The 25,074-nt window shown below is 62.8% G+C and carries 28 protein-coding genes; 14 read left to right on the top strand and 14 right to left on the bottom strand.

Translation table 11 applies throughout. From position 1 onward, the window contains the following. Position 1 precedes the first annotated feature (1 nt). Positions 2-1,150, bottom strand: a complete 1,149-nt coding sequence (locus M653_RS0131575) for an aminotransferase class I/II-fold pyridoxal phosphate-dependent enzyme (RefSeq protein WP_027146850.1) — start codon at positions 1,148-1,150, stop codon at positions 2-4. Positions 1,151-1,295: 145 nt separating this feature from the next. Here M653_RS0131575 and M653_RS0131570 point away from each other — a divergent pair, with 145 nt between their 5' ends. From M653_RS0131570 to aat, 6 genes are all read left to right on the top strand, one after another. Next, a complete protein-coding gene (locus M653_RS0131570; RefSeq protein ID WP_027146849.1) occupies positions 1,296-2,690 on the top strand; it encodes a M48 family metalloprotease in 1,395 nt (464 codons plus the stop codon). Between the two features lie 63 nt (positions 2,691-2,753). Then, positions 2,754-3,593, top strand: a complete 840-nt coding sequence (locus M653_RS0131565; protein WP_027146848.1) for a DsbA family protein — start codon at positions 2,754-2,756, stop codon at positions 3,591-3,593. A 145-nt stretch (positions 3,594-3,738) separates the two neighbouring features. Beyond that, positions 3,739-4,173 carry a type II 3-dehydroquinate dehydratase gene (aroQ, locus tag M653_RS0131560; RefSeq protein WP_027146847.1) on the top strand — a complete coding sequence of 145 codons (435 nt, stop codon included), beginning with the start codon at positions 3,739-3,741 and terminating at the stop codon, positions 4,171-4,173. 26 nt (positions 4,174-4,199) lie between these two features. Next, positions 4,200-4,661 (top strand): acetyl-CoA carboxylase biotin carboxyl carrier protein, encoded by a 462-nt coding sequence (gene accB, locus M653_RS0131555; protein WP_027146846.1) that lies wholly within the window; start codon positions 4,200-4,202, stop codon positions 4,659-4,661. A gap of 10 nt (positions 4,662-4,671) precedes the next feature. After that, positions 4,672-6,015 carry an acetyl-CoA carboxylase biotin carboxylase subunit gene (gene accC, locus M653_RS0131550; protein ID WP_015318039.1) on the top strand — a complete coding sequence of 448 codons (1,344 nt, stop codon included), beginning with the start codon at positions 4,672-4,674 and terminating at the stop codon, positions 6,013-6,015. Positions 6,016-6,040: 25 nt separating this feature from the next. After that, positions 6,041-6,658: a leucyl/phenylalanyl-tRNA--protein transferase gene (gene aat, locus M653_RS0131545; protein WP_027146845.1), complete on the top strand. Its 618-nt coding sequence runs from the start codon at positions 6,041-6,043 to the stop codon at positions 6,656-6,658. 10 nt (positions 6,659-6,668) lie between these two features. Here the strand turns inward: aat and M653_RS0131540 are convergent, their stop codons facing one another. The 3 genes from M653_RS0131540 to M653_RS0131530 form a co-directional block, all read right to left on the bottom strand. Beyond that, the gene (locus M653_RS0131540; RefSeq protein ID WP_027146844.1) at positions 6,669-7,052 is read right to left on the bottom strand and encodes a hypothetical protein; all 384 of its coding nucleotides are present in this window, start codon (positions 7,050-7,052) and stop codon (positions 6,669-6,671) included. 63 nt (positions 7,053-7,115) lie between these two features. Beyond that, positions 7,116-7,733, bottom strand: a complete 618-nt coding sequence (locus M653_RS0131535) for a DUF2155 domain-containing protein (RefSeq protein ID WP_027146843.1) — start codon at positions 7,731-7,733, stop codon at positions 7,116-7,118. A 131-nt stretch (positions 7,734-7,864) separates the two neighbouring features. Beyond that, positions 7,865-8,263, bottom strand: a complete 399-nt coding sequence (locus tag M653_RS0131530) for an NADH:ubiquinone oxidoreductase subunit NDUFA12 (protein ID WP_027146842.1) — start codon at positions 8,261-8,263, stop codon at positions 7,865-7,867. 228 nt (positions 8,264-8,491) lie between these two features. On the opposite strand from M653_RS0131530, the gene panB reads away from it, so the two are divergent. Both panB and panC read left to right on the top strand, forming a co-directional pair. Then, entirely contained in the window at positions 8,492-9,334 is an 843-nt protein-coding gene (gene panB, locus M653_RS0131525) for a 3-methyl-2-oxobutanoate hydroxymethyltransferase (RefSeq protein WP_027146841.1), read from the top strand. Continuing rightward, on the top strand, positions 9,331-10,182 hold the full coding sequence (gene panC, locus M653_RS0131520; protein ID WP_027146840.1) for a pantoate--beta-alanine ligase: 852 nt from the start codon (positions 9,331-9,333) through the stop codon (positions 10,180-10,182). Before panB ends, panC begins: the two co-directional genes overlap by 4 nt. 50 nt (positions 10,183-10,232) lie before the next feature. On the opposite strand, the gene M653_RS1000000138190 is transcribed toward panC, so the two are convergent. Both M653_RS1000000138190 and M653_RS0131510 read right to left on the bottom strand, forming a co-directional pair. After that, on the bottom strand, positions 10,233-10,367 hold the full coding sequence (locus M653_RS1000000138190; RefSeq protein ID WP_280940129.1) for a hypothetical protein: 135 nt from the start codon (positions 10,365-10,367) through the stop codon (positions 10,233-10,235). Positions 10,368-10,433: 66 nt separating this feature from the next. Next, a complete protein-coding gene (locus tag M653_RS0131510) occupies positions 10,434-10,880 on the bottom strand; it encodes an iron-sulfur cluster assembly scaffold protein (RefSeq protein ID WP_015317578.1) in 447 nt (148 codons plus the stop codon). 240 nt (positions 10,881-11,120) lie between these two features. On the opposite strand from M653_RS0131510, the gene folE reads away from it, so the two are divergent. The 4 genes from folE (at position 11,121) to M653_RS0131490 (ending at position 14,122) form a co-directional block, all read left to right on the top strand. Continuing rightward, positions 11,121-11,756 (top strand): GTP cyclohydrolase I FolE, encoded by a 636-nt coding sequence (gene folE / locus M653_RS0131505; RefSeq protein ID WP_027146839.1) that lies wholly within the window; start codon positions 11,121-11,123, stop codon positions 11,754-11,756. A gap of 41 nt (positions 11,757-11,797) precedes the next feature. Next, positions 11,798-12,259 (top strand): phosphoribosyl-AMP cyclohydrolase, encoded by a 462-nt coding sequence (gene hisI / locus M653_RS0131500; protein ID WP_027146838.1) that lies wholly within the window; start codon positions 11,798-11,800, stop codon positions 12,257-12,259. An 83-nt stretch (positions 12,260-12,342) separates the two neighbouring features. After that, on the top strand, positions 12,343-13,314 hold the full coding sequence (locus tag M653_RS0131495; RefSeq protein WP_027146837.1) for a patatin family protein: 972 nt from the start codon (positions 12,343-12,345) through the stop codon (positions 13,312-13,314). A 139-nt stretch (positions 13,315-13,453) separates the two neighbouring features. Beyond that, positions 13,454-14,122: a hypothetical protein gene (locus M653_RS0131490; RefSeq protein ID WP_156938333.1), complete on the top strand. Its 669-nt coding sequence runs from the start codon at positions 13,454-13,456 to the stop codon at positions 14,120-14,122. Between the two features lie 242 nt (positions 14,123-14,364). Here M653_RS0131490 and recJ read toward each other — a convergent pair whose 3' ends face one another. The 8 genes from recJ to M653_RS01000000134210 form a co-directional block, all read right to left on the bottom strand. Then, positions 14,365-16,146, bottom strand: coding sequence for a single-stranded-DNA-specific exonuclease RecJ (gene recJ / locus M653_RS0131485; RefSeq protein ID WP_027146835.1), 1,782 nt, complete (start codon positions 16,144-16,146; stop codon positions 14,365-14,367). 107 nt (positions 16,147-16,253) lie between these two features. Continuing rightward, positions 16,254-16,478, bottom strand: coding sequence for a DUF6434 domain-containing protein (locus tag M653_RS0131480; RefSeq protein WP_027146834.1), 225 nt, complete (start codon positions 16,476-16,478; stop codon positions 16,254-16,256). A 72-nt stretch (positions 16,479-16,550) separates the two neighbouring features. Further along, positions 16,551-17,534 carry a class II fructose-bisphosphatase gene (gene glpX / locus M653_RS0131475; RefSeq protein WP_027146833.1) on the bottom strand — a complete coding sequence of 328 codons (984 nt, stop codon included), beginning with the start codon at positions 17,532-17,534 and terminating at the stop codon, positions 16,551-16,553. Positions 17,535-17,736: 202 nt separating this feature from the next. After that, positions 17,737-17,904 carry a Thivi_2564 family membrane protein gene (locus M653_RS1000000136500; RefSeq protein WP_084637105.1) on the bottom strand — a complete coding sequence of 56 codons (168 nt, stop codon included), beginning with the start codon at positions 17,902-17,904 and terminating at the stop codon, positions 17,737-17,739. A 75-nt stretch (positions 17,905-17,979) separates the two neighbouring features. Further along, positions 17,980-18,339: a hypothetical protein gene (locus tag M653_RS0131465; protein ID WP_027146832.1), complete on the bottom strand. Its 360-nt coding sequence runs from the start codon at positions 18,337-18,339 to the stop codon at positions 17,980-17,982. A gap of 126 nt (positions 18,340-18,465) precedes the next feature. Then, positions 18,466-19,779 carry a homoserine dehydrogenase gene (locus M653_RS0131460; protein WP_027146831.1) on the bottom strand — a complete coding sequence of 438 codons (1,314 nt, stop codon included), beginning with the start codon at positions 19,777-19,779 and terminating at the stop codon, positions 18,466-18,468. Between the two features lie 37 nt (positions 19,780-19,816). Then, the gene (locus M653_RS0131455) at positions 19,817-21,034 is read right to left on the bottom strand and encodes an LL-diaminopimelate aminotransferase (RefSeq protein ID WP_015317568.1); all 1,218 of its coding nucleotides are present in this window, start codon (positions 21,032-21,034) and stop codon (positions 19,817-19,819) included. Positions 21,035-21,078: 44 nt separating this feature from the next. Next, complete coding sequence (locus tag M653_RS01000000134210) at positions 21,079-21,471, bottom strand: hypothetical protein (RefSeq protein ID WP_027146830.1); 393 nt, start codon at positions 21,469-21,471, stop codon at positions 21,079-21,081. Between the two features lie 98 nt (positions 21,472-21,569). Here M653_RS01000000134210 and phaC point away from each other — a divergent pair, with 98 nt between their 5' ends. Together phaC and M653_RS0131440 are read left to right on the top strand one after the other, a co-directional pair. Then, positions 21,570-23,405: a class I poly(R)-hydroxyalkanoic acid synthase gene (phaC, locus tag M653_RS0131445; RefSeq protein ID WP_027146829.1), complete on the top strand. Its 1,836-nt coding sequence runs from the start codon at positions 21,570-21,572 to the stop codon at positions 23,403-23,405. A 215-nt stretch (positions 23,406-23,620) separates the two neighbouring features. Beyond that, positions 23,621-24,868, top strand: coding sequence for a YcbK family protein (locus tag M653_RS0131440; protein ID WP_032936627.1), 1,248 nt, complete (start codon positions 23,621-23,623; stop codon positions 24,866-24,868). Positions 24,869-25,074 lie beyond the last annotated feature (206 nt).

Raw genomic sequence — 25,074 nt, 5'->3', positions numbered from 1 at the left:
GTTACCTCAACCAGCGTTCGATGCGCGCCATCGCCTCGACCATGTCGTCGTGGCTGCCGGCATAGGAAAACCGCATCGTGCGGTGCCCCGCCCGAGTGTCGAAGTCGCGGCCGGGCGTCGCCGCCACATGCGCCTCCGCCAGCATCTTGCGGGCAAAGGCCATGCTGTCATTGCTGTGCCGGGTGACATCGCAAAAGGCATAGAAGGCGCCATCCATGGGTGCCGCCAGGGGAAAACCCAGCTCCGGGAGACGCTTCATCAAGAGCTTGCGATTCCAGGCATAGCGCCGTTTTACCGCCTCCAATTCCTCGGTTGCGGCAAAGGCCTCGATCGCCGCGATCTGTGACAGCTCCGGCGGCGAGATGTAGAGGCTCTGGCCGATGCGTTCGACGGGGCGCACGAGTTCGTCCGGCAACACCATCCAGCCAATGCGCCAGCCGGTCATGCAGTAGTATTTCGAGAAAGAGTTGATCACAGTCACGCTGTTGCTAAAGGCGAGAGCCGTGGTGTCGGGGGCGCTATAGGCCAGCCGATGGTAGATCTCATCGGAAATGACGGCGATGCCGAGCGACTCCGCCGTGCTGACCAGGATCGCCAGCTCGTCGGCTGGTATGACCGCGCCGGTCGGATTGGCCGGACTTGCAAACAGCACGCCCTTTAGCGGCTTCTCGCGATGCGCGGCCTCCAGATGGCCGGCATGCAGATAAGCCGCGTCACCGAGCTCGATTTCGACCACGTCGATGCCGAGGGCTGCCATGATGTTGCGATAGGCGGGGTAGCCGGGAGCGGCGATGGCGACCCGATCGCCTGGATCGAACATCGCCAGGAAGGCAAGATTGAAGGCCGCCGACGATCCGGTGGTCACCGCGATCCGGCCGGGGTCGACATCGAGGCCATAATGATCCGCGCAGTGCCCGGCGATCGCCTTGCGCAGCGAGGCCAGACCCAAGGTGTCGGTATAGCCTATGCGTCCATCCTCCAGCGCCTTGGCCGCGGCGGCGCGAACCCGTACAGGCGCTGGATCGGATGGCTGGCCAACCGCCATGGAAATCACCGGTATGCCTAGGGCCTTCAGCCGGTTCGCTTCGGCCAGTACATCCATGGCATGGAACGGCTCGACATTGCCGCGATGGGAGAGCGAAACGACCATTTTTACCCTGTCCCGAGGATTGAGCGCGCCAGGTCCTGACGCATGCGCCGCACAAATGCCCGATTGATGTGAGGATCACAAGTTGAGGAAGTTTTCAGGCGCCGACTTTTCATCTTTGGCCCGCTCGTCTACCAGTGGACACATTATGTTGAGCCGACCCAGATCGACAATTGCAAAGGTGGCGCGTGTCCTCGCCACGGCTTCGCTTGCCGCCGCAGTTGCGGTGGCCGGTTCGGTGACCGCCTTCGCCCAGGGCGTGCCAGTCGTACGCGACGCCGAGATCGAAGCTCTGGTGCGCGATTATGCACGGCCGATCTTCAAGGCGGCCGGGCTCGCGAATGACGGCATCGACATCGTGCTGGTCAACGATTCCAGCTTCAACGCCTTCGTCACCGGGCGCCGGCTGTTCATCAACACCGGCGCGCTGATGACGGCTGAGACGCCGAACGAAATCATCGGCGTCATCGCGCACGAAGCAGGCCATATCGCCGGCGGCCACCAGCAGAAACTGCGCGAACAGCTCGAACGCGCCAAGACCATGGCCATCATCGCCACCTTGCTCGGTGCCGGCGCCATGGTTGCCGGTGCGACCACCAACACCCGCGGCCTTACCGGCGCCGGCATGGGCGTGGCGGCTGGCGGCGGCGAGATGGCGCAGCGCAGCATCCTCGCCTATCAGCGCACCGAGGAAATCACGGCCGACCGCTCGGCCATCACCTATCTCAACGCCACCGGCCAGTCCGGCATGGGCATGCTGAAGACCTTCCACCGCTTCCAGACAGCGCTGTCGCTGTCGGGCGCGCAGGTCGATCCCTACCGGATCAGCCATCCCATGCCGCAGGACCGCATCGCCAACCTCGAAGTGCTGGTCAAGCAAAGCCCCAATGTCGACAAGCTCGACCCGCCGACGCTGCAGCAGCGCCACGACATGATGCGGGTGAAGATTGCCGTCTACATGGAAGGCCAGGCCGCCGCGGCGCGGCTGATGCAAAAGATGCGGGGCAGCATGGCGGCGCTCTATGGCGATGCCCAGTCGACCTATCTCTACGGCAATCTCGCCTCGGCGCTCGCCAAGACCAACGCCCTGATCAAGGCGCAGCCCAAGAATGCCTACTTCCAGGAGCTGCGCGGCGATATATTGATGAAAGCGAACAAGCCCAAGGATGCGGCCGACGCCTACGCCAAGGCGGTCAGCCTCGATCCGGCACGGTCGGGCCTGCTGCCTGTCTCGCTTGGCCAGGCGCTGATGGCGGTCGGCACGCCCGACTCGCTCAAGAAAGCTGTCGTGCAGATCAACAATGGCCTGGGGCGCGACAAGGAAAATTCCACCGGCTATCGTTATCTGGCACAGGCTTACGGCGAGCTGGGAGACATACCGGGCGCCGAGCTTGCCACCGCCGAAGGCCATTTCTATTCCGGCGACTACAAGGATGCGAAGATCTTCGCCATGCGGGCGCAACAGCAGATGAAGCGCGGAGAGCCGCGCTGGATACGCGCCCAGGACATCATAAACTACAAATCATCAGGCAAGAGCCAGTAATCTCATGAACCCTCCGGCCGCGTGCTGCGACAGACCGGAAAACAGGCAGAAGGAACGAGAACGATGAAAAAGGCACTGCTGCTGGGCACCACGGGGGTTGCGGTCGCCCTTGCCATGCTGGCTTTCGGTTTCGTGGCCGGCAGTCCGCAAATTGCGAAGGCCGGAACGGCGCAGCCTGTCCAGACGGCACAGCCTGTCCAGACGGCACAGCCTGTCCAGACGGCCGGGGCCGATACCAAAATCGACCGCACCGAGGTCGAGGGAATCATCCGCGACTATCTCCTGAAGAATCCGGAAGTGCTGCTCGAAGTGCAAGACGCACTCGAGGCCAAGCAGAAGGAGGAACAGCGGCTCGCGGCGCTCGGCGTCATTAAGAACGCCAAGGACCAGATCTTCAACTCCACCTTCGACGGCGTCGTCGGCAACCCGAACGGCAAGGCCACGATCGTGGAGTTCTACGACTACAATTGCGGCTTCTGCAAACGCGCCATCGAAGACATGCGAGCCCTGACCAAGTCCGATCCGGATCTGCGTTTCGTGCTCAAGGAATTCCCGATCCTCGGCCCGGATTCGCAGAAGGCCAGCGTCGTTTCGATGGCGTTCCACCTGATGATGCCGGAGAAGTACGGCGAGTTCCACAATGCGCTGCTCGGCGGCCAGGGGCGCGCCACCGAGGCAACAGCGATCAAGATCGCGCTATCGCTCGGCGCCGACGAGGCGACGCTGCGCGAGAAGATGAAGGACGCGTCGATCCCCGAAGCCTTCTCCAAGACCTACGATCTTGCCAACAAGCTGCAGATCACCGGAACCCCTTCCTACGTCGTCGGCAACGAGGTCGTATTCGGGGCGCTCGGGCAGGAAGTGCTCGCCGAAAAGATCAAGGCGGCGAAAGCCGCGCTTTGACCGGCGAGCGGTTTTCTTCACGGGCGCATTTCGGGCTGTTGTGGACAGTGAAAGAACGCACTTGCGCTCTTTCCGCGGGCGACTATGCCCGGTATAGAGGCCCAGCGCGCCGGCTTGACGCCGGCGCCGGAAAAGGTCGGCTTTTTTGAAAACGGTTTTCGTCCTGAACGGTCCCAATCTCAACGCGCTCGGCAAGCGCGAGCCGGGCATCTATGGCGGCAAGACGCTCGCGGCCATCGCGGACGACTGCAAGCAGGCAGGCAAATCGCTTGGGATCGAGATCGATTTCCGCCAGTCGAACCATGAAGGGGATCTTGTCGACTGGATCCAGGAAGCCGGCGACAAAGCCGCCGGCATCGTCATCAACCCAGGCGCCTATAGCCATACCTCGATTGCCATCCACGACGCCATCCGCTCGATCGCGCCGCTGCCGGTCGCCGAAGTTCACCTTTCCAACATCCACGCGCGGGAACCGTTCCGCCACGTCTCCATGGTCGCGCCGGTCGCTGTCGGCATGATCTGTGGCTTTGGGCCGCTCGGCTACACGCTGGCGCTGCAAGCGCTGGCCGCACGCCTATGACCGGCCAACAAACAGAAGGCTCGAAAATGTCGATAAAGAAGACCGGTGTTGACCAGCAACTGATCCGCGATCTGGCGGGCATACTGAACGACACCAACCTGACCGAGATCGAGGTTGAACTCGGCGACCTGAAGGTTCGGGTGTCACGGCAGGCGCCCACCGTCCATGCGATCGCCGCACCGCAACCGGCCTATGCCCCGGCAGCGGCCGCCCAATCTGCAACGGCGGCTGCCCCGGCGACTGTCGACGTGTCGAAGAACGCCGTCCCTTCGCCCATGGTCGGCACCGCCTACCTGGCGCCGTCTCCTGACGCAAAGCCGTTCATCGAGATCGGCCAGAAGGTCAAGGAAGGCCAGACGCTGCTGATCATCGAGGCGATGAAGACAATGAACCAGATCCCCTCGCCGCGCGCCGGCACTGTCACGGCGATCCTGTTCGAGGACGCGACGCCGGTCGAATACGGCATGCCGCTCGTCGTGATCGAATAGAGCGGACCTGATGTTCCAGAAGATCCTCATCGCCAATCGCGGCGAAATCGCGCTCCGGGTGCTGCGCGCCTGCAAGGAACTCGGCATACAGACCGTGGTGGTGCATTCGACCGCCGACGCTGACGCCATGCATGTCAGGCTCGCCGACGAAAGCGTGTGCATCGGTCCGCCGCCGTCGCGCGACAGCTATCTCAACATCCACCAGATCGTCGCGGCGTGCGAGATCACCGGCGCCGACGCCGTGCATCCGGGCTACGGCTTCCTGTCGGAGAACGCCAAGTTCGCCGACATCCTGGCGGCGCACAACATCACCTTCATCGGCCCGTCCGGCGACCATATCCGCATCATGGGCGACAAGATCGAGGCCAAGCGCACGGCAAAGCGCCTCGGCATTCCGGTGGTGCCCGGCTCCGATGGCGCGGTGACCGAAGAAAAGGAAGCCAGGCGCATCGCCGCCGAGATCGGCTATCCCGTCATCATCAAGGCGTCGGCCGGCGGCGGGGGACGCGGCATGAAGGTGGCGCATACCGAGGCAGACCTCGAAATCGCCCTGCAGACGGCGCGCTCGGAAGCCGGCGCGGCCTTCGGCGACGACGCGGTCTACATCGAGAAATATCTGGAGAAGCCGCGCCACATCGAGGTGCAGGTGTTCGGCGACGGCTTCGGCGGCGGCGTGCATTTCGGCGAGCGCGACTGTTCGTTGCAACGGCGCCACCAGAAAGTCTGGGAAGAGGCCAATTCGCCGGCGCTCAACGCCGAGGAACGGTCGCGCATCGGCGGCATCTGCGCCAAGGCGATTGCCGATCTCGGCTATTCGGGCGCCGGCACCATCGAGTTCCTGTACGAGAATGGCGAGTTCTATTTCATCGAGATGAATACGCGCCTCCAGGTCGAGCATCCGGTGACGGAAGCGATCACCGGCATCGATCTGGTCCACGAACAGATCCGCGTCGCTTCCGGCGGCGGCCTTTCGGTCAAGCAGGAAGACATCAAGTTCAACGGCCACGCCATCGAATGCCGTATCAACGCCGAGGATCCGCGCACCTTCACCCCCTCACCCGGCACGATCACCCATTTCCACACGCCCGGCGGCCTCGGCATCCGCGTCGATTCCGGTGTCTATTCCGGCTACAAGATCCCGCCCTACTATGACAGCCTGATCGGCAAGCTGATCGTGCATGGACGCAACCGCGTCGAATGCATGATGCGGCTGCGGCGGGCGCTCGATGAATTCGTCGTCGACGGGATCAAAACGACATTGCCGCTGTTTCGCGATCTCGTCGGTAATGCCGACATTGCCAATGGCGACTACGACATCCATTGGCTGGAAAAATATCTGGCCAAGGGCGAATAGCCCAACTTAGCGCTATGATGACGCGATGACCCGACCCTACGCGCCAGGCTATCGCATTCCCACCGACCTTCTGCTCAAGGCATACGCCTCGGGCGTCTTTCCGATGGCCGAGAGTGCTGGTGATCCGGAGGTCTTCTGGGTGCGGCCGGAGACGCGCGGCATCATCCCGCTCACAGGTTTTCACACACCCAGAAGCCTGAAGAAGACGATCCGCAAGCACGCATTCGAAATTCGTTTCGATTTCGATTTCGAGGCGACGATCGACGGTTGTGCCGAGAAGCGCGAAGAGCGCCGCTCGACCTGGATCAATGCGCCGATCCGCGAGGCCTACGTGCAGTTGCACCGTATGGGGCACTGCCATTCGGTCGAAGCCTGGCGCGAGGGGCGTCTGGTCGGCGGGCTCTATGGAGTCTCGCTGGGGCGGGTGTTTTTCGGCGAAAGCATGTTTTCCAAGGAGACGGACGCGTCGAAGACCTGCCTGGTGCATCTCGTCGAGCGCCTGAAGGCTCGGGGCTTCGCGCTGCTCGATACGCAGTTCACCACCGAACACCTCAAGCGCTTCGGCGCCGTCGACGTGCCGCGCGGCAAATACGAAAAGATGCTGGCCGACGCGCTGAAAGGTGAAGCGGTCTTTTTTCCGTAGGGATCAAGGCCTATTTGGCGGTGGCCGCGAGCGGCGTCTGCGCATGGAACATCATCTTCCAGCCGTTGGCGCGATGGACGTAGCCGGTGCTGACCAGCGCTGCATAGGGCTCGCCATTTTCCCTCGTAGCGCGCGCTTCGTAAGTCAGCATGACGATATCGCTACCGGGTTCGATTATTCCCTTGAGCTCGATGTCGAGGTCGCGCCAGCGGTTGGGTTTGGTTGCGGTCTTGGCCAGATCGGCATTGTCCATCGCCTGTGCCATCTGCGGAAACGCCACAAGGCATTCGGTGTCGACATTGGCAGCATAATAGGCAGCGTCACCGGTCCAGAACCCTTTTTCGAGTTCCAGCAACTCGGCCTTGTTGGCCATGATCCGCTTGCTGTCCGACATTGGCGTGTCCTCCACGCGTGTGGTGATGGTCCAACGCGCGCCAGCCATGGCGGTTCCAAGAGATCAGTTGTTGTCCGTCGTATCCGGTTCCGCGGCGTCGTCGGGCTGTGCCGCGTCCGGACTGACCGTAGGCTTTGGCTTGGCCGAGGCAGACTGGGTTGCGACTGGCTTCGAAGCGTCGGTTTTCGCCCCGTCGGCCTTGGTCGCACCACTCTTGCCAGCATCGGGCGCCGGCACATCCGACTTCTGCTTGCACGCCTTCAACCAGACGTCATAGACGGCATGTTCGACGGCATTGAGACCCGGGCTTTCGGCGAACATCCAGCCAGTGAAGATGCGGCGGATCTTGCGGTCGAGCGTGATCTCGTCCACCTCGACGAAGGAGTCGGTCTTCGGCTCTTCGTTCTCCGGCCGGGAATAGCAGACGCGTGGCGTAACCTGCAGGGCGCCGAACTGCACAGTCTCGTCGATATAGACATCAAAAGTAATGATGCGGCCGGTGATCTTGTCGATGCCAGCGAACTCGGCGACCGGGTTGGTGATGCGATCCGATCCCGCGGGCGCCGTCGGCGCCGGAGCGGCGGGTGCAGGTGCGGGCGAAGCCGAAAAGGCGACGGTGCTGACGACGAGGCTGGCGGCTAGCGTCAGGCCGCCTGTCGATATCCGGTTGAAAAAGCTCATGCAGGGGTACCGGTGGTTGCGCCCAGGTGATTCCGTCGATCGCCAAGGCTAGTCGCCGTTTTCTGATCAGCAAGCAGCTAAACACCAATTGTGGCGATAAAGGACCGGCCTGCACCTTACAACCCGCGCCGTTACGACCCCGGCGTCCATGCGTCGTAATCGCCGGTGACCTGCGGGCGATGTTGATTGGTCAGCAGCGAGCCCTTCGGACGATAGGCCGCTGGCGTGCCGGTCAGATTGGGTAAATGCGGCTTTTGCCAGTCGCGCGGCCTGTAGTCATCGCTAGGGGGAGCGACATCGACCCGATGGTGAATCCAGCCGTGCCAGCCAGGCGGGATGGCCGAGGCTTCTGAATAGTTGCGGTAGATGACCCAGCGACGCGTGCGGCCTTCCGAATCGATGCCGCCTTCGTAATAGACATTGCCGGCCTCGTCCTGGCCGACTTCCTTGCCGTACCGCCAGGTGTGCAGGCGCGTTCCCAGCGTCTGGCTGTTCCACCAGGTGAAAAACTGCGTCAGGAAAGTCTTCATCTCAGAACCCTCGCGCTGGCGGCGCCCGTTTCCTGCTTATGGCGTCAGGCCTTCGGGAAGGCAAGGGTTTTGCCACGGGGAGCGCGCAAATGGCGCGCCAGGGCCCGACACAAGCCTGTGATCCCAAGGGGTGGCCGGATGCGCGCTTGCCAAGCCTTGCCGCTCTTTCTAAAGCTCTGCGCGCCCATATGGAAATCCTATCCGGCCGGGGGTAGAAGGAGGCGACGATTGGCCACGCAATTGCCGACCACCGATATCCGCATCGGCGCCGACCTGATTCGCCGTCGCAAGGGCGGCACGCCGATCGTCTGCCTCACCGCCTACACCTACCCGATCGCCCGCCTGCTCGATCCCTATGTCGACCTGCTCCTGGTCGGCGACAGCGTCGCCATGGTCCTGCATGGCCATGAGACGACGCTGGGCGCCTCGCTGGAGATGATGATCGCGCACGGCCAAGCCGTGATGCGGGGCTCGGCCAAGGCCTGCGTCGTCGTCGACATGCCGGCCGGCACTTATGAGGATTCAGCCGCGCAGGCCGTGGCCTCGGCGCGGCGCATCGTCGGCGAGAGCGGCTGCCAGGCGGTGAAACTCGAGGGGGGCGTCGACATGGCCGCTCAGATCGCGGCGATCGTGGCCGCCGATATCCCGGTCATGGGCCATATCGGCCTCCAGCCGCAATCGGTGGAAAAGGATGGCGGCTACAAGATCAAGGGTCGCACGGACGAGAATGTGGCCGCCCTGATCGCCGACGCGAGCGCGGTCGAGAAGGCCGGTGCGTTTTCCCTGGTCATCGAAGGAACGATAGAGACGGTCGCCGCGGACATCACCCGCCGCATCGCCATTCCAACGATTGGCATCGGCGCCAGCGGCGAGTGCGACGGCCAGATCCTGGTCATCGACGACATGGTCGGGCTAACAGTCGATCGCGTGCCTAAATTCGTCAAGCAATATGCCGACCTGCGCAGTGTGATCGAGCATGCCGCCGAGCGCTATGCATCGGAGGTGCGGGACCGCGATTTCCCCGGCCCCACCCACGTCTTCTCGAGAACAAATGGCGGGGATGAATCATGAGCCGGCCCGACATGGTCGACAGCGTTGCCGCACTTCGCGCGCGAATTAGCGACTGGCGGCGCGATGGGCTGCGCATCGCCTTGGTGCCGACCATGGGCGCACTGCATGAAGGGCATCTTTCGCTGATCAAGATCGCGCTCGAAAGAGCGGATCGCTGCGTGGTGTCGATCTTCGTCAATCCGACGCAGTTCGCGCCGAGCGAGGATCTCGACAAGTACCCGCGCCAGTTGGCGCGCGACCTCGACATGCTGGCGACGGCCAAGGCAGATCTTGCCTTCACGCCTGATGTCAGGGAGATGTATCCCGCCGGTTTTGCCACGAGAATCTCGGTCGGCGGCCCGTCAGCCGGGCTCGAAACGGACTTTCGCCCCAGCTTTTTCGACGGCGTCGCCACCGTGGTGGCCAAGCTTCTCCTGCAGGCTGCACCCGACGTCGCCATCTTTGGCGAAAAGGATTATCAGCAGCTTTGCGTCGTCAGGCAGCTTTGCCGCGACCTCGACCTGCCTGTCGAAGTCATCGGCGCGCCGACCATACGCGATGCGCATGGCCTCGCCATGTCGTCGCGCAACGCCTATCTCGATGAAGCCGAACTCCGGATCGCGCGCCAGCTCAACCTTATCCTGCGCAAGGCGGCGGCGGCGCTGGCGGCGGGCGCCGGTCAAGAGGAAACGATCGCCAACGCAAGCCGCGCCCTGATCGCGGCCGGCTTCCAGAAGGTCGATTACGTCAAGGCCCGCGAAAGCCTGACACTTACGCCATGGCGGCACGACCGAGCGGGCCGCGTTCTCGCTGCCGCCTGGCTGGGAAAAACCAGGCTGATCGACAATGTGGAAGTTCCCACCGCCTGATCGGCGCGCGCTGAAAGCTCCGGCCTGAGCCGCTGCCTGGCAGGATCCGGCTACTTTGCCTTCTTGTATTTTTCGAGAAGTTTATCGAGGTCGTTGACGTCCAGAGGCGGATGTCCCGCCGCCGGATCGTCTGCCGGGTTGAATGTGACGACGATGTCGCGCCACAAATCATAATGGGCGGCCACGGCGGGCGGGTCCCGCCAGGGCACGGCCGATCACTTATGCAATAACCGTAAGGTCAAAGCCCACGCTCAGGCCGCTTCGTCTGCGCGCTTCTTTTCGATCTGGCCGATGGCGTCGACCACGGCGTCGAAGGTCAGCATGGTCGACGCATGGCGCGCCTTGTAGTCGCGCACCGGCTCCAAATAGCCGAGGTCGGCGAAGCGTCCTTCGGGTGGCGCGCCGTTTTCCTTCAGCATCTTCAGCATGGTCTCGCGCACCGCGCGCAATTCCTCGGCACTGGCGCCGACGACATGTTGCGCCATGATCGAGGACGATGCCTGTCCGAGCGCGCAGGCTTTCACGTCGTGGGCGAAGTCGGTGACCACGCCGTCCTCCATCTTGAGGTCGACGGTAACGGTCGACCCGCACAGCTTGGAATGCGCCTTCGCGGTCGCGTCGGGATGATCGAGCCGGCCGATGCGGGCGATGTTTCCGGCAAAACCGAGAATTTTCGCGTTGTAGACGTCGTTGATCATTATTTTCCAATCCGTCGCCGCCAAGCAAACAGCGATTGCCGTTGTTGCGTCTTTCATTCGCCCGGCACGACCATATATAATGCTGGCAGTCCGGTATCGACAAGGCGGCGAGAGCCACTGTCCTTGCCGGGAAGTTCACGCCGCTTACGGGGCTGGAAACGGGGCGAGTTTCCGACACCGAAAGGTCGTGGTCCGTTCAACTCGTTCCTCCTGAGAGAGGGACTACGGGAGACGCCTTTTATGGATGCCGTCATCAAGAAACTCATGCCCCAGTCGGCCTATATGGAAAAGCCGGTCACCGACCGCCCGAGCGAGGCCGAAGTCGAGGCCGCCGTGCGCACATTGCTGCGCTGGACCGGCGACAACCCGGATCGCGAGGGTTTGATCGATACCCCCAAGCGGGTGGCCAAGGCGTTCCGTGAAATGTTCGGCGGCTACGATATGTGCCCAGCCGAGGAGCTTGGCCGTACTTTCGAGGAGGTCGCCGGCTACGACGATCTCGTGATCGTCAAGGACATCCAGTTCCATTCGCATTGCGAGCACCACATGGTGCCGATCATCGGCAAGGCGCATGTCGGCTATCTGCCCGACGGCAAGGTCGTCGGCCTGTCCAAGATCGCGCGCGTCGTCGATATCTTCGCCCATCGGCTGCAGACGCAGGAAGCGTTGACCGCGCAGATTGCCGGTGTCATCCAGGACGTGCTCAACCCGCGCGGCGTTGCGGTGATGATCGAGGCCGAGCACATGTGCATGGCCATGCGCGGCATCCGCAAGCAGGGCTCAACCACGCTGACCTCCACCTTCACCGGCGTTTTCAAGGATACGCCCGAAGAGCAGGTTCGTTTTGTCACCATGGTGCGCGGCGGCAGGGCGTAAGCCCCTGCCGACGTCACGGTCAACAGGAAAATGGACCGGCAATGTCGGCACTGGAATTTCCGAAAGCTCCCTCGGACAAGAATATCCTGGAAGAAGGCACGGTGTTCTCGCCGCGCTTCGATGCCGCTGGTCTTGTCACCGTCGTCGTAACCGATGCCGCCGACGGCATGCTGCTGATGGTTGCGCATATGAATGCGCAGGCGCTGGCGCTGACGCTGGAGACCGGCATTGCCCATTACTGGTCGCGCTCGCGCAACGCACTCTGGAAGAAGGGCGAAACCTCGGGCAATTTCCAGCGTGTCGTCGAGATGCTCACGGATTGTGACCAGGACGCCATGTGGTTGCGCGTCAAAGTGTTGGGCCACGACGCAACTTGTCACACTGGCCGGCGTTCATGCTTTTATCGGACGGTGGGGCTGATCGACGGCAAGGGGACGCTTGTCGACGACGGCAGCAAGCCGCTGTTCGATGCGGAAAACACCTATCGAAAGCCATCAGCTTGAACCTTCTGCCTCACACCGATCACATAGATTCATCATTTCGATACGGCCCATCCGTATAGTAGCCTGGGACAAGGGAGATCATGATGCTCGAATGGGCGTCATTGCCTAACAGACCAGATGTCAGGGAGGCCAACGGCCTGTCCTCGGCCGGCGGCGCATCCGCGACAAAATCTCCAAAGAAAACCGGCATTTCGCTCGCGCTCGGCGGCGGTTGCGCCAGAGGCTGGGCTCATATCGGCGTGCTGCGGGCGCTCGATGAAGCCGGCATCGAGGTTTCCATGATCGCCGGCACCTCGATCGGTGCCCTGGTTGGCGGCTGTTATCTCGCCGGCAAACTGAATGAGCTGGAAGAGTTCGCCCGGAGCCTCACAAGGCGGCGCATCTTCGGCCTGCTCGATCTCAACCTGCGCGGCAGCGGCCTCTTCGGCGGCATGAAGCTGGACGCGCGCCTGCGCGAGCACGTGGCTGGTATCCGCTTCGACGATCTGCCCAAGCCATTTGTCTGCGTCGCGTCGGAAATCCGCACCGGCCACGAGATCTGGCTGTCGAGCGGCTCGCTGATCACGGCCATGCGCGCGTCCTACGCGCTGCCGGGCGTGTTCGAGCCGGTCGATTGCAACGGCCGCGTGCTGGTCGACGGAGCGCTGGTCAATCCGGTGCCCGTTTCGGTCTGCCGCGCCTACGAGCAGCCGCTCGTCGTGGCGGTCAACCTCCACTACGACCTGTTCGGCCGCGCCGCCGTGATCAAACACAGTGCCGGCGAGCTGGTTATCGAAAAGGATGCGCCAAGGCCCGGCCAGGTCAATTCCCAGCACCAATCGCACCAGACGCGCCTGGGCATCACCGGCGTGATGGTGGAAGCCTTCAACATCATCCAGGACCGCATTTCACGGGCGAGGCTTGCCGGCGATCCGCCCGACATGTCGCTGCAGCCCAAGCTCAGCCATATCGGCCTCACCGAATTCCACAGGGCCGACGAGGCGATCCAGCTCGGCTATCAGGCCACGATGGCGCAGATCGGCGAACTGACGCGGCTGCAGACGGTTCTCGCCTAGACTGCATTCGTTCGAGAAATCATTGACGCTCTTGAGCTATTTTTGCCCCACAGCATCTCACCGGGAAGTTTAACGGGCGTCAGCTTGTCCATGATGGTTTTCGGTGGTTTGGTAGGCGAAGCATTTGGGGGAGAAAGCTTTGCCAGAAGTCACGAACGGTTGGGGACTTGCTGCCGCCATTGTTCAGGCATTGGCCTCACTTGGATGGCCGGCAGCAATTGCGTTTTCAGCGTACATTTTTCGCGCCGAGATATCCAGACTGCTGCCAAACCTTCATATAAAACATGGGGAGTCAGAGGTTAGCTTTCGCCGAGTTGAAAAGCTGGTCGAGCAAGTTCAGGTCCACGAACTGACCCAGCAGCAACAGGTTAGAGAACTCCCCCCGCCATCGACATCTACATCCAATCTGTCGGCCCTAACGGACCATGAGTTGCGGCTCCGGGTTGAGGACGTTGCACTGCAGATGAGAGAGATGCAAAACAGATTTAAATCTGAAGACTCCGGAATCATGACGCGGAGAACGTCCGACCGGGAGACCTGGGAGGCGCATACAAAAGAACTGCTCGCTCGGTCGGACCGTCACCGTCACGAGTGGCAAACACAACTTTTGCCTGACGCTGTAGCGCTTCGAGACGAGATCATTCGGCGACTTGGCAACGAAATACAAGTAGACACCCGTTTAGGCGATTTCGTTTTTGACGGTATGCTTGCCGGGCCGTACCCTCTAAATGAGGGGGCGCTAACCCTTGAGCGTCTAGCTCGAAACCTTACAGGCTCCACAGGCACTTCTGCGACCTTGGTTCAATAGGCCAGTTTCGCGGACTGTTCGCTCCCCACCCGGATTTTGAAAACGAGAGTCGACCGGTCGTTCCGAGGTCGCATTCTGCAATTGGCTATGCTTGTTCGAGAGATGGAGCGAAGCGCCAATGGCCAAATTGTCTATCCGTATTGACGTAGCTGCACGGCTATGTCGCCGGACTGGATGACGCAGAACTTGGCGTTGCTGCGTTATGCGCCGGCCGGCTGAATTGCCCGGTTTCCGCCGCGCGCCTACGCCCGTGCGGCATCGATAATGCGAAATTGCACCGTACGGTTGCCGTTCCAGTGATTGCCCGACAGCGAGCCGGCGACATGCATCGTCTTGCCCCGGTTCTTGAACAGGAATTCGCCAAGCACCGTGTCGACGGCGCGAAAGGCGATCGCCTGGATGCGGCCGCCGCTCTCCGACTGCAAGTCGGCGCGAATATGATTGGTGCCGACCGGCCTGATATCGACGAGCCGATGGCGCGGCAAAGCGAAAACCGGCGCGATATGCCCGGCGCCGAAAGGGCCCGCCTTCTCCAGGGCGTCGAGCAGGCCTAGCGTCGCGCCTTCCGCGGCAAGCGCGCCATCGATGGACAGGGTTTCCTCATCCTGCAACCGGAAAACGTCGGCGGCCGCCCGCTCCTCGAAGAAGGCCCTGAGCTCGCCCAGCCTTGCGCGCTCGACGGTGATGCCAGCAGCCATGCCATGGCCGCCGCCCTTGACGATGAGCCCGGCATTGGCGGCTTCGCGCACCAGCCGGCCAAGGTCGAAACCCGACACCGAACGGCCCGAGCCGGTGCCGGTGCCGTTGGCGTTGAAGGCGATGGCGAAGGCCGGCCGCCGAGCGTGATCCTTCAGTCGTGAGGCAAGCAGGCCGACAATGCCGGGGTGCCAGTTGTTGCTGGCGGTGACGACGATTGCCGGACCGCTGCCGCCCGCGAGCTCGGCATCGGCCTCGGCGCGCGCGGCGGCGAGCATCTCCTGCTCCATCAGCTGCCGTTCCTGGTTCAGCCGGTCGAGCGTCTCGGCGATGGTCTGCGCCTCGACCGGATCGTCCGTTGCAAGCAGCCGGCTGCCGAGCGCCGCATCGCCGATGCGCCCGCCCGCATTGATGCGCGGGCCGATCAGATAGGCGAGATGGAAGGTGCTGATCGGCTCGCCGATGCGTGACACCCGCGCAAGGGCAGCCATCCCTTCATTCTTCTGCTGCCGCGCCACTTGCAGGCCCTTGACGACGAAGGCGCGATTGACGCCCGTGAGCGGCACCACGTCGCAGACGGTGGCAAGCGCGACGAGATCGAGCAGCGAAAGCAGATCCGGCGGCGTGGCGTCGGTCATCGCGCGCAGCACCTTCGCGGTTTGCACCAGAGCGAGAAAGACCACGCCGGCGGCACAGAGATGACCCTGTCCGGAAAGGTCGTCGTCGCGGTTTGGATTGACGACGGCATGCGCCGCCGGCAGCGCGCCGCCAACCTGGTGGTGGTCCAGCACCACCACATCGGCGCCCGCCTCCTTGGCGGCCTCGACGGAGGCGGCGCTGTTGGTGCCGCAATCGACAGTGACGATCAGCGTCGCGCCGCGGGAAACCAATTCGCGCATGGCGTCGGGATTGGGACCGTAGCCCTCGAAAATACGATCCGGGATATAGATTTCCGACAGCACCGAGAAATGCGTGAGAAACCGCTTCAGCAAGGCCGACGAGGCCGCGCCATCGACGTCGTAATCGCCGAAGATCGCTATTTTCTCCCGGGCAACGACGGCGGCGGCGATGCGGATGGCAGCCTTGTCCATGTCGGTCAGCGAGGCCGGATTCGGCAACAGGTCACGGATCGTCGGGTCGAGAAACCGCTCGGTCTCATCGACGGCAACGCCGCGTCCGGCAAGAACGCGCGCGACGATGTCGGGCACGCCATGACCCTGCGCGATGGCAAGCGCGATCATGTCCTGCCGTTCGGTCAGCCGGTGCTCCCAGGAGAGACCGGTCGCCGACTGCCTGACATCGAGGAAGAGGCGCCTGTCGCCCATCATGCGCTTTGCCAACTCATGGTTGGCGGCAGGATAATGCATGTCGCCCAAAAGTGTGCAGCGGTTTTGGGATAACGACATGCAGGCGTCGCAGAAGAATTCAAGAAAAACTACGCTTTCCGCTTTTCAGCCTGGCGCCGGACCCACTCGTCGGCTGCATCTCCCATCGTCTTTTCCCGACCATCCTTGAGCGATGCCATGAAGGGTCGATCGAACCTGAACGTGTCGCCGCATTCGCGGGTAAGAAAGCGGCGCACGTTCTGGGTGTTGCGGTAGGATTTCGTGACAGGAGTGGCACGCGAAACCGGATCCGCGTGCCAGTCGAACACCTTCATCGTTAGTCCTTGCGCGGCCAGGTTCAGATGCAGCCAATGGCTAACAACTGCGGCCCGGCTTCGCAAGCAGGTCTAGAACTTATCCAGATCCTGGTGCCGGGCCTTGATCTCCCGCACGGTACGCGACGATGAGCGCAGCACGATCGTATGCGTGGTGATGTAGGTTCGGCCGAACTTGACGCCGGCCAGCATGTTGCCGTCGGTGACGCCGGTGGCCGCGAACAGCACATCGCCGCGCGCCATGTCCTCTGCCCGATAAACCCGCTTCGGATCGGCAATGCCCATCTTTGCCGCGCGGGCGACCTTCTCAGGCGTGTCGAGGATCAGCCGGCCTAGCATCTGGCCGCCGGTGCAGCGCAGGGCGGCCGCGGCCAGAACGCCTTCCGGTGCGCCTCCGGTGCCGAGATAGACGTCGATGCCGGTTTCTTCCGGGTCCGTGGTGTGGATGACGCCGGCGACGTCGCCGTCACCGATCAGCCGGATCGCGGCGCCGGTGGCACGCACGGCGTCGATCAGCTTGGCGTGGCGCGGCCGGTCGAGGATGCAGGCCGTGATATCGGACACAGCGACACCCTTCGCCCGGGCGAGGCTGGCGATGTTCTCGGCCGGCGTGGCATCGATGTCGATGACGCCTTCGGCGTAACCCGGACCGACCGCGATCTTGTCCATGTAGACGTCGGGCGCGAACAGCAGGCTGCCCTTTTCGGCGATCGCGATCACGGCAAGCGCGTTCGGCAGGTTCTTGGCGCAGATTGTCGTCCCTTCGAGCGGATCAAGCGCGATATCGACCGCCGGGCCTTTGCCGGTCCCGACCTCCTCGCCGATATAGAGCATCGGCGCCTCGTCTCGCTCGCCCTCGCCGATCACCACCGTGCCCTTGATGGCGAGGCGGTTGAGTTCCTCGCGCATGGCGTCGACGGCGACCTGGTCGGCGGCCTTTTCGTCGCCGCGGCCGCGCAGCCGGGCCGCCGCGACGGCGGCCCGTTCGGTGACGCGCACCAGTTCCATGGTGAGTATCCGGTCAAGGCCGGCGACGATGTTCTGGGCCACATTCATTTCGGCAAATCCTCGTTTGATGCCGCCTCCCGCCGGAGGCGCGCCTGTTTTGTCAAACGAGCATGACAACGGCAAGACCTGCCGGCAGCTTTATCGAAAGGACAGCAATATCAATCGATTGAACCGCATTCCTGAAACAATGCCGACCCGGTTCGAGACGACCCGGGCCAATACGAAACGGGAAATTCCCGTTCCTCGCAGCCTAGAAAACCGCGAGGTATTTGAGCAGCGAAACAATGCCGATGATGATGACGATGATCTGCACGATCTGTCTCATCCTGGCGTCGAGCGGCAGTCGCTGGACGAGATACAGAACCAGGATAATGACCAGGAATGTAATGAGAATGCCGATCAGCATGGACGACGCCATGATACCCTCCCCGAGACGGCCGTGTTGAAAAACGTAGCGAGATGGTGCGGCCGGCCAAGCTGGCCGCCCTTGTGGCTAATGGTACCAGCGGCGCGGCGTGTCGTTCATCGACTGGCCGATCGCGAGGCCGGCCAGGAAGCCAAGTAAGCCGATCACGCCAACCACTGCGGTCGTCGTGCCCGGATTTTCGCGCGCGGCTTCTGAAACGGACTGAGCCTGGCTGCGCAACTGCTGCGCTGTCCGCGAGGCGCGGGAAGCGGCTGTATCGTAGAAATCCGATGCCTGTTCGCTGGCGTCTTCGAGCATTTCCGCGCTGCGCGCCGAAATGCTCTTGTTGATCTTGGTGATCTCCTTGCGCAGGTCGGCGATCTGCTTTTCCAGCGTCTTCTGGATGTCCTCGATGTCAGGAGGGCCGGATTTGTTGGTATCAGCCATGAAGCGGCTCCCTTGGTTGCTGACCAAGAGAACGGTGCCGACGCCAATTCGTTCCGGGCGGCAGCGGGATCCTCACAGAACGGAAATGCGCCGCCGGTGGTTGTGCCCGCGACGACGAGGCCGCTGCTACCCTGCTCGCTCGATGCGGATGACCTGCGGCTTGTCGGTCAGATGGCCGTCCTTGGTGATGCCGTCGACGGCCCTGCGCACGGCGGCCTCGGTGGTCTCGTGGGTGACGAGGATCACCGTCTTCTGCGCCGCCGCCTCACCGCTGACCGCGTGCTGGACGATCGATTCCAGCGAAATATCATTGTCGGCCATGCGCTTGGCGATTGCTGCGAACACGCCAATGCGGTCATGCACGGTCAGCCGGATGAAGTAACCGCCCGCATGGCTGCGCATCTGCGCCTTCTTATACGGTTTCAGCTCCTTCGCCGGCAGGCCGAAGACAGGACCATGCTGAAAGCCAGGCCGGCTCTTGGCGATGTCGGCGACGTCGCCGATGACCGCCGAGGCGGTGGCGTTGCCGCCGGCGCCGGGACCGGAGAGCAGCAATTCGCCCAAAATGTCGGTCTCGATCGCCACCGCATTGGTGACGCCATGCACCTGCGCGATGACGGAAGCCGTCGGCACCATGGTCGGATGCACGCGCTGCTCGATGCCGCTTTCGGTACGCTGGGCGACGCCGAGCAGCTTGATCCGGTAGCCAAGATCGCCTGCCGCACGGATGTCGGCCTGGGTGATGTTGGAAATGCCTTCCATGTAGATGTCGTTGGCGGCAATCCTGGTGCCGAAAGCAAGGCTGGTCAGGATCGACAGCTTGTGCGCGGTGTCATGGCCCTCGATGTCGAAGGTCGGATCGGCTTCGGCATAACCCAGCCGTTGCGCGTCCTTCAGCACGACGTCGAAGGAGACGCCCTCGGCCTCCATCCGCGTCAGGATATAGTTACAGGTGCCGTTGAGAATGCCGAACACACGGCTGACCGAGTTGCCGGCCATCGCTTCGCGCATCGTCTTGATGACGGGAATGCCACCTGCCACCGCGGCCTCGTAGTTGAGCAGCACGCCCTTCTTCTCGGCGATTTCGGCAAGCGCCACGCCATGCTTGGCAAGCAGCGCCTTGTTGGCGGTGACGACATGGCGGCCGGCTTCGAGCGCCGCCTTCACAGAGGCACGCGCCGGCCCCTCATCGCCGCCGATCAGCTCGACGAAAACGTCGATCTCGGCGGTCTGTGCCATCTTCACCGGATCGTCGAACCAGTTCGCGGAGCTCAGATCGGTGCCACGGTCGCGTTTCCGGTCGCGTGCCGAAACCGCCGACACGATGATGTCGCGCCCGCATTGGCGGGTCAACTCCGCCGCCTTGTCGCGCAACACGCGCGCCACCGATGCACCGACCGTGCCAAGTCCGGCAATTCCAACACGCAGTGCTTCAGCCATGGAAGGCGGCGCCCCTCAAATCAGATCGAATTTGTATTTAGCGGTGGGCGGAAAGCGGCACCACATTGTTGGGCTGCTTGGCGCTGGCAGACAGGAAGCGCTTGATGTTGCGCGCCGCCTGGCGGATCCGGTGCTCGTTCTCGACCAGCGCCACGCGCACGAAATCGTCGCCATGCTCGCCGAAGCCGACACCGGGCGCCACCGCAACGTCGGCATGCTCGATGAGCAGCTTGGAGAATTCGAGGGATCCCAGATGTCGGAACGGCTCCGGGATCGGCGCCCAGGCGAACATCGAGGCCGCCGGTGCCGGAATGGTCCATCCGGCGCGGCCGAACGCATCGACCATCACGTCGCGGCGCTTGTGATAGATATCACGCACTTCGGCGATGTCGGCGCCGTCGCCATTGAGCGCGTGCGCGGCGGCCACCTGGATCGGCGTGAAGGCACCGTAATCGAGATAGGATTTGACCCGGGTCAGCGCCGAGATCAGCCGTTCATTGCCGACGGCGAAGCCCATGCGCCAGCCGGGCATGGAAAAGGTTTTCGACATCGAGGTGAACTCGACGCAGACATCGATGGCGCCCGGCACCTGGAGTACCGAGGGTGGCGGATTGCCGTCGAAGTAGATTTCGGAATAGGCAAGGTCGGACAGGATGATGATGTCGTTCTTCTTGGCGAAGGCCACCACGTCCTTGTAGAAATCGAGCGAGGCGACCAGCGCCGTCGGGTTCGACGGATAGTTGAGGATCAGCGCCAGCGGCTTCGGGATCGAATGGCGGACGCCGCGCTCGAGCGCGGGAATGAAGCCATCATCGGGCTCGACCTGCAGCGAGCGGATGACGCCGCCCGACATGATGAAGCCGAAAGCGTGGATCGGATAGGTCGGGTTGGGGCACAGGATCACGTCGCCGGGCGCGGTGATCGCCTGCGCCATGTTGGCGAAACCTTCCTTCGAGCCAAGCGTGGCGACCACCTGGGTGTCGGGGTTGAGCTTCACGCCGAAGCGGCGGGCATAGTAGTTTGCCTGGGCGCGGCGCAGGCCGGGAATGCCGCGCGATGAGGAATAGCGGTGCGTCCGCGGATCGCGCACCACCTCGCACAATTTGTCGACGATGGCCTTGGGCGTCGGAAGGTCCGGGTTGCCCATGCCGAGGTCGACGATATCGGCACCGCGCGAACGGGCGCTGGCCTTAAGCCGGTTGACCTGCTCGAACACGTAAGGCGGAAGCCGGCGGACCTTGTGAAATTCTTCCATGGCAGTTCCAGACAGCAAGGGAGCGTTGGGCGCGCGCTATATACTCATTTGCAGGTAGGGTCGAGGGCGGGGTCGCATTTGCCTTCGATCTGCTTCAGCGTCTGCGGGCCATGTTTCTTGGCGAGATCGGTCAGCGCCGCCTGGTTGGTGACGGCCGCGCCGCCGCTCTTGGCGCCTTGCCCGTTCTCGTCGGCCTTCAGTTGGGCGAGCTTGGCGTTCTTCTCGGTCTCGGTGAATTGTTTCGCCGCCACTTGCGGCGGGATGTTCAGGTTCGGAAAGGTACCGGTGTCCTTCGGACCCGCGTCGGTGGCCATCGGCACCGGACCGCCGGTATTCGTGCTCGAGCATCCAGCAACCCCCAGAAGCATGATTGCCGCGCCGATGCGGCAAAAGTGGCCGGCACCGAAAAAAACAGTCTCGCCAAACTTAATCGTCATATTGTTTCCTTGGCAGCCGGGGTAGAGCGAGATTGGACCCTGTCGGATGTCCCATGTTAATATGTCAAGAAAACGCTTCCGGAGGAACCCCGCGAACCATGTCCAAAACACCCGATTCGGGCAAAGCGGAAGATGGCGGACCTTCGACGGTCGAGCAATATCTGGTGAAGGACCCGGAACGCTTCGCGCTGAACATGGCGCGGATGATCGAGCAGGCCGGCAAGGCGGCGTCCGCCTGGGCCGAACCGCGCGAAAAGGGTGAGGTGCGCGACCACGTCGCCGAGCCGGTCGTCGACATGGTCAAGACCTTCTCGAAGCTCAGCGAATACTGGCTTGCCGATCCGCAGCGTGCGCTCGAAGCGCAGACGCGGCTGTTCGCGGGCTACATGACGGTTTGGGCGAACGCCATCCAGCGCGTCAGCCCGAACGCCGAGGGTGCCGACGATGCCGTCAAGCCGGAGCGCGGCGACAAGCGCTTCCAGGATCCGGAATGGGGCCGCAACGCCTTCTTCGATTTCCTCAAGCAGGCCTATCTCGTCACCTCGCGCTGGGCGTCCGAACTGGTCGAGCACGCCGAAGGCCTGGACGAGCATACCCGCCATAAGGCGAGCTTCTACGTCAAGCAGGTATCCAACGCTATCTCGCCATCCAATTTCATCCTGACCAATCCGGAATTGTTTCGCGAAACCGTCGCCTCCAACGGCGAAAACCTGGTGCGCGGCATGAAGATGCTGGCCGAGGACATCGCCGCCGGCAAGGGCGACCTGAAATTGCGCCAGGCCGATTATTCGCCCTTCGAGATCGGCAGGAACATCGCCACGACGCCCGGCAAGGTGGTCGGCCGCAGCGACGTCGCCGAGATTATCCAGTATGATCCGGCAACCGAGACAGTGTTGAAACGCCCGCTGCTGATCTGCCCGCCCTGGATCAACAAGTTCTACATCCTCGACCTCAACCCGCAGAAATCCTTCATCCGCTGGGCCATCGAGCAAGGCCACACCGTTTTCGTCATCTCCTGGATCAATCCGGACGAACGTCATGGCGCCAAGAACTGGGAAGCCTACATCCGGGAAGGCCTGCAATACGGCCTCGACACGATCGAGAAGGCGACCGGCGAGCGCGACGTCAACGCCATAGGTTACTGCGTCGGAGGCACGCTGCTGGCGGCGGCACTGGCGCTGATGGCTGGAGAAGGCGACGACCGCATCAAGTCGGCGACCTTCTTCACCACACAGGTCGACTTCACCCATGCCGGCGACCTGAAAGTGTTCGTCGACGAGGAACAGGTCGCGGCGGTGGAAAAGGCGATGAACGAAAAGGGCTACCTCGACGGCACAAAGATGGCCACCGCCTTCAACATGCTGCGCTCGGGCGACCTGATCTGGCCCTATGTCGTCAACAACTACATGCGCGGCAAGGATCCTCTGCCCTTCGACCTGCTCTACTGGAACGCTGATTCGACCCGCATGGCGGCGGCCAACCACTCGTTCTACCTGCGCAACTGCTATCTCGAGAACAACCTCTCTCGCGGCACGATGGAACTTGCGGGCCACACGGTCTCGCTCGGCGATGTCACCATCCCGGTCTACAATCTCGCCTCGCGGGAAGATCACATCGCGCCGGCGCTGTCCGTCTTCCTCGGCTCGAAATATTTCGGCGGCCCGGTCGAGTACGTGATGGCGGGATCGGGGCATATCGCCGGCGTCGTCAATCCGCCCGCATCCAACAAATATCAGTACTGGACCGGCGGCCCGCCGAAAGGCGACTTCGACCAGTGGGTAGAAAGGGCAACCGACCATCCCGGGTCCTGGTGGCCGCACTGGCAAAGTTGGATAGAGGCCAAGGACAACACCCGCGTAGCTGCCCGCAAACCCGGCAAGCATATGAAAACCTTGGGCGATGCTCCCGGCACCTATGTCAAGGTACGTGTGTAACGGACTGTAATGTCTGGTGAGTTGACGCCCCCGCAAAAGCGGGCGAAATGGTGTCGTCAACCACTAAGCAGCCGCAATTCGGCAATCGCTGCAAAAATACTTACAGGCTTGCTGATTTGACACAGGTCTCGTTTCCGGATCGGAGACAAGGGGCACCCTAACGCAGACATACCAGTCAGCGCCAAGGATACACCGACCGGATATCGAGGGGGAATTTGACTTTGAAATCAGCAGGATGGAGCCTCGCAAAGGGAGAACGCCGCGTCATCGTGGCAGCGTTCTGCTCGATGCTTCTGGCCTCCTGCACGTCGGCTGGCGATCCGGCAATGTCGGTCGGAATGCCCGGCTACAATGCTTCCGCATCCGACATCCACGCCGCCTCCACGGGCAAGCCCCTCGCCGCCGATTCGTCGTCGCAGGTAGCGACGGAGCAGACGACCGTGATGAGCGAAAGCGACACGGCACTCCCCGAAAAGGTTGCCTACCTACCGATGGCCAAGCCTGGGGCCACTTTCCCGCTCACCATACCAGCCAGCGCGGAAACGATCGCGGGTCAGACGCCGCAGTCCTTGCAGCAGCAGGTACAGACGGCGCAGCAGACCGACGCGGTCGCCCAGAAGATCGCCGCCGCCGATGCTGCCGCGACGGCGCCGAAGCCGGCCGCGGCACCGGTAATGAACAATCCGGTTTATGTGACCGCTGGCGAGGCGCCGCAAGCTGAGGCGCCGAAGAAAAAAGGCTTCCTGGCCTCGATGTTTGGCGCCACCCCCGCTTCGGCAACACCCGCTCCGCTGGTCAACACACGATCGGGCGAACAGCCTGCCGCGCAGGCCAAGCCTGCCCCGGCGGCAGCAAAGCCGATCATCACACTGGCCTCGGCCGATTCCACGGCAAAGCCGATACAGTTGGCTTCGACCGGGGACGATGCCGGTCACATCACGGGTAGCGATGCCCTGCCTGGCGTGCGCCAGACAGCCCTGTTCGAGATCAAACGCAAATCCGGCCTCGACGACGAAAGCGACGTCGACCTCAATGAGGACGAAGGCTCGGGCGGCAGCTATCAGGTTGCGTCTGCGGCCGGCATGGCGCGCCTGGCGCCCAACGGACTGCTGAAGCAGAATGAGAGCGTGGACGTCGCCTGCCTGAAGCCATCGCTGGTGCGCGTGCTGAAGACGATCGAAGGCCACTACGGCCGCAAGATGATGGTGACCTCGGGCTATCGCGACCCGGCCCGCAACCGCCGTGCCAACGGCGCCAAGAATTCGTTGCACATGTATTGCGCCGCCGCCGACATCCAGGTGCCCGGCGTCTCCAAATGGGAGCTTGCGAGCTACATCAGGACCATGCCCGGCCGCGGCGGCGTCGGCACCTACTGCCACACCGAATCGGTCCATGTCGATGTCGGCCCCGAGCGCGACTGGAACTGGCGCTGCCGCCGGCGCAGCGGCGGTGACGACGGCTAGCAGCGATTTGACGGACCGGAACCTCAGCAGGCCAGAGTCGTTCCCATGTGGTCACCCTTGGGCTAAGCGGGAGCGAAGCTCCGTCGCGTTGAAGTCGCGGATGGATTCTCGGGTCTGCGCCGCGTCGCTACGCTCCTTGCTCCGCCCGTGGATGGCGAAGCGACTAACGTCACCGCTGATCGCCAAGCCCTGCCGACCCCTCGCGA

The sequence above is a fragment of the Mesorhizobium sp. WSM3626 genome, from assembly GCF_000513935.1.
Classification (GTDB): Bacteria; Pseudomonadota; Alphaproteobacteria; order Rhizobiales; family Rhizobiaceae; genus Mesorhizobium; species Mesorhizobium salmacidum.
Note: the sequence above shows the minus strand (reverse complement) of the source record. Positions and strands in the feature narration are given on the sequence as shown.

Bases quoted from the DNA above. Each gene is read 5' to 3' on its own strand.
- M653_RS0131570 (WP_027146849.1), top strand. From the start codon at position 1,296: ATGTTGAGCCGACCCAGATCGACAATTGCAAAGGTGGCGCGTGTCCTC.
- M653_RS01000000134210 (WP_027146830.1), bottom strand. From the start codon at position 21,471: ATGACGATTAAGTTTGGCGAGACTGTTTTTTTCGGTGCCGGCCACTTT.
- panC (WP_027146840.1), top strand. From the start codon at position 9,331: ATGAGCCGGCCCGACATGGTCGACAGCGTTGCCGCACTTCGCGCGCGA.
- M653_RS0131480 (WP_027146834.1), bottom strand. From the start codon at position 16,478: ATGAAGGTGTTCGACTGGCACGCGGATCCGGTTTCGCGTGCCACTCCT.
- M653_RS0131495 (WP_027146837.1), top strand. From the start codon at position 12,343: ATGCTCGAATGGGCGTCATTGCCTAACAGACCAGATGTCAGGGAGGCC.
- folE (WP_027146839.1), top strand. From the start codon at position 11,121: ATGGATGCCGTCATCAAGAAACTCATGCCCCAGTCGGCCTATATGGAA.
- M653_RS0131460 (WP_027146831.1), bottom strand. From the start codon at position 19,779: ATGGCTGAAGCACTGCGTGTTGGAATTGCCGGACTTGGCACGGTCGGT.
- M653_RS0131540 (WP_027146844.1), bottom strand. From the start codon at position 7,052: ATGTCGGACAGCAAGCGGATCATGGCCAACAAGGCCGAGTTGCTGGAA.
- recJ (WP_027146835.1), bottom strand. From the start codon at position 16,146: ATGATGGGCGACAGGCGCCTCTTCCTCGATGTCAGGCAGTCGGCGACC.
- M653_RS0131575 (WP_027146850.1), bottom strand. From the start codon at position 1,150: ATGGTCGTTTCGCTCTCCCATCGCGGCAATGTCGAGCCGTTCCATGCC.
- M653_RS0131465 (WP_027146832.1), bottom strand. From the start codon at position 18,339: ATGGCTGATACCAACAAATCCGGCCCTCCTGACATCGAGGACATCCAG.
- M653_RS0131455 (WP_015317568.1), bottom strand. From the start codon at position 21,034: ATGGAAGAATTTCACAAGGTCCGCCGGCTTCCGCCTTACGTGTTCGAG.
- M653_RS0131510 (WP_015317578.1), bottom strand. From the start codon at position 10,880: ATGATCAACGACGTCTACAACGCGAAAATTCTCGGTTTTGCCGGAAAC.
- phaC (WP_027146829.1), top strand. From the start codon at position 21,570: ATGTCCAAAACACCCGATTCGGGCAAAGCGGAAGATGGCGGACCTTCG.
- glpX (WP_027146833.1), bottom strand. From the start codon at position 17,534: ATGAATGTGGCCCAGAACATCGTCGCCGGCCTTGACCGGATACTCACC.
- M653_RS0131535 (WP_027146843.1), bottom strand. From the start codon at position 7,733: ATGAGCTTTTTCAACCGGATATCGACAGGCGGCCTGACGCTAGCCGCC.
- M653_RS1000000136500 (WP_084637105.1), bottom strand. From the start codon at position 17,904: ATGGCGTCGTCCATGCTGATCGGCATTCTCATTACATTCCTGGTCATT.
- M653_RS0131530 (WP_027146842.1), bottom strand. From the start codon at position 8,263: ATGAAGACTTTCCTGACGCAGTTTTTCACCTGGTGGAACAGCCAGACG.
- accC (WP_015318039.1), top strand. From the start codon at position 4,672: ATGTTCCAGAAGATCCTCATCGCCAATCGCGGCGAAATCGCGCTCCGG.
- hisI (WP_027146838.1), top strand. From the start codon at position 11,798: ATGTCGGCACTGGAATTTCCGAAAGCTCCCTCGGACAAGAATATCCTG.
- M653_RS0131565 (WP_027146848.1), top strand. From the start codon at position 2,754: ATGAAAAAGGCACTGCTGCTGGGCACCACGGGGGTTGCGGTCGCCCTT.
- accB (WP_027146846.1), top strand. From the start codon at position 4,200: ATGTCGATAAAGAAGACCGGTGTTGACCAGCAACTGATCCGCGATCTG.
- aat (WP_027146845.1), top strand. From the start codon at position 6,041: ATGACCCGACCCTACGCGCCAGGCTATCGCATTCCCACCGACCTTCTG.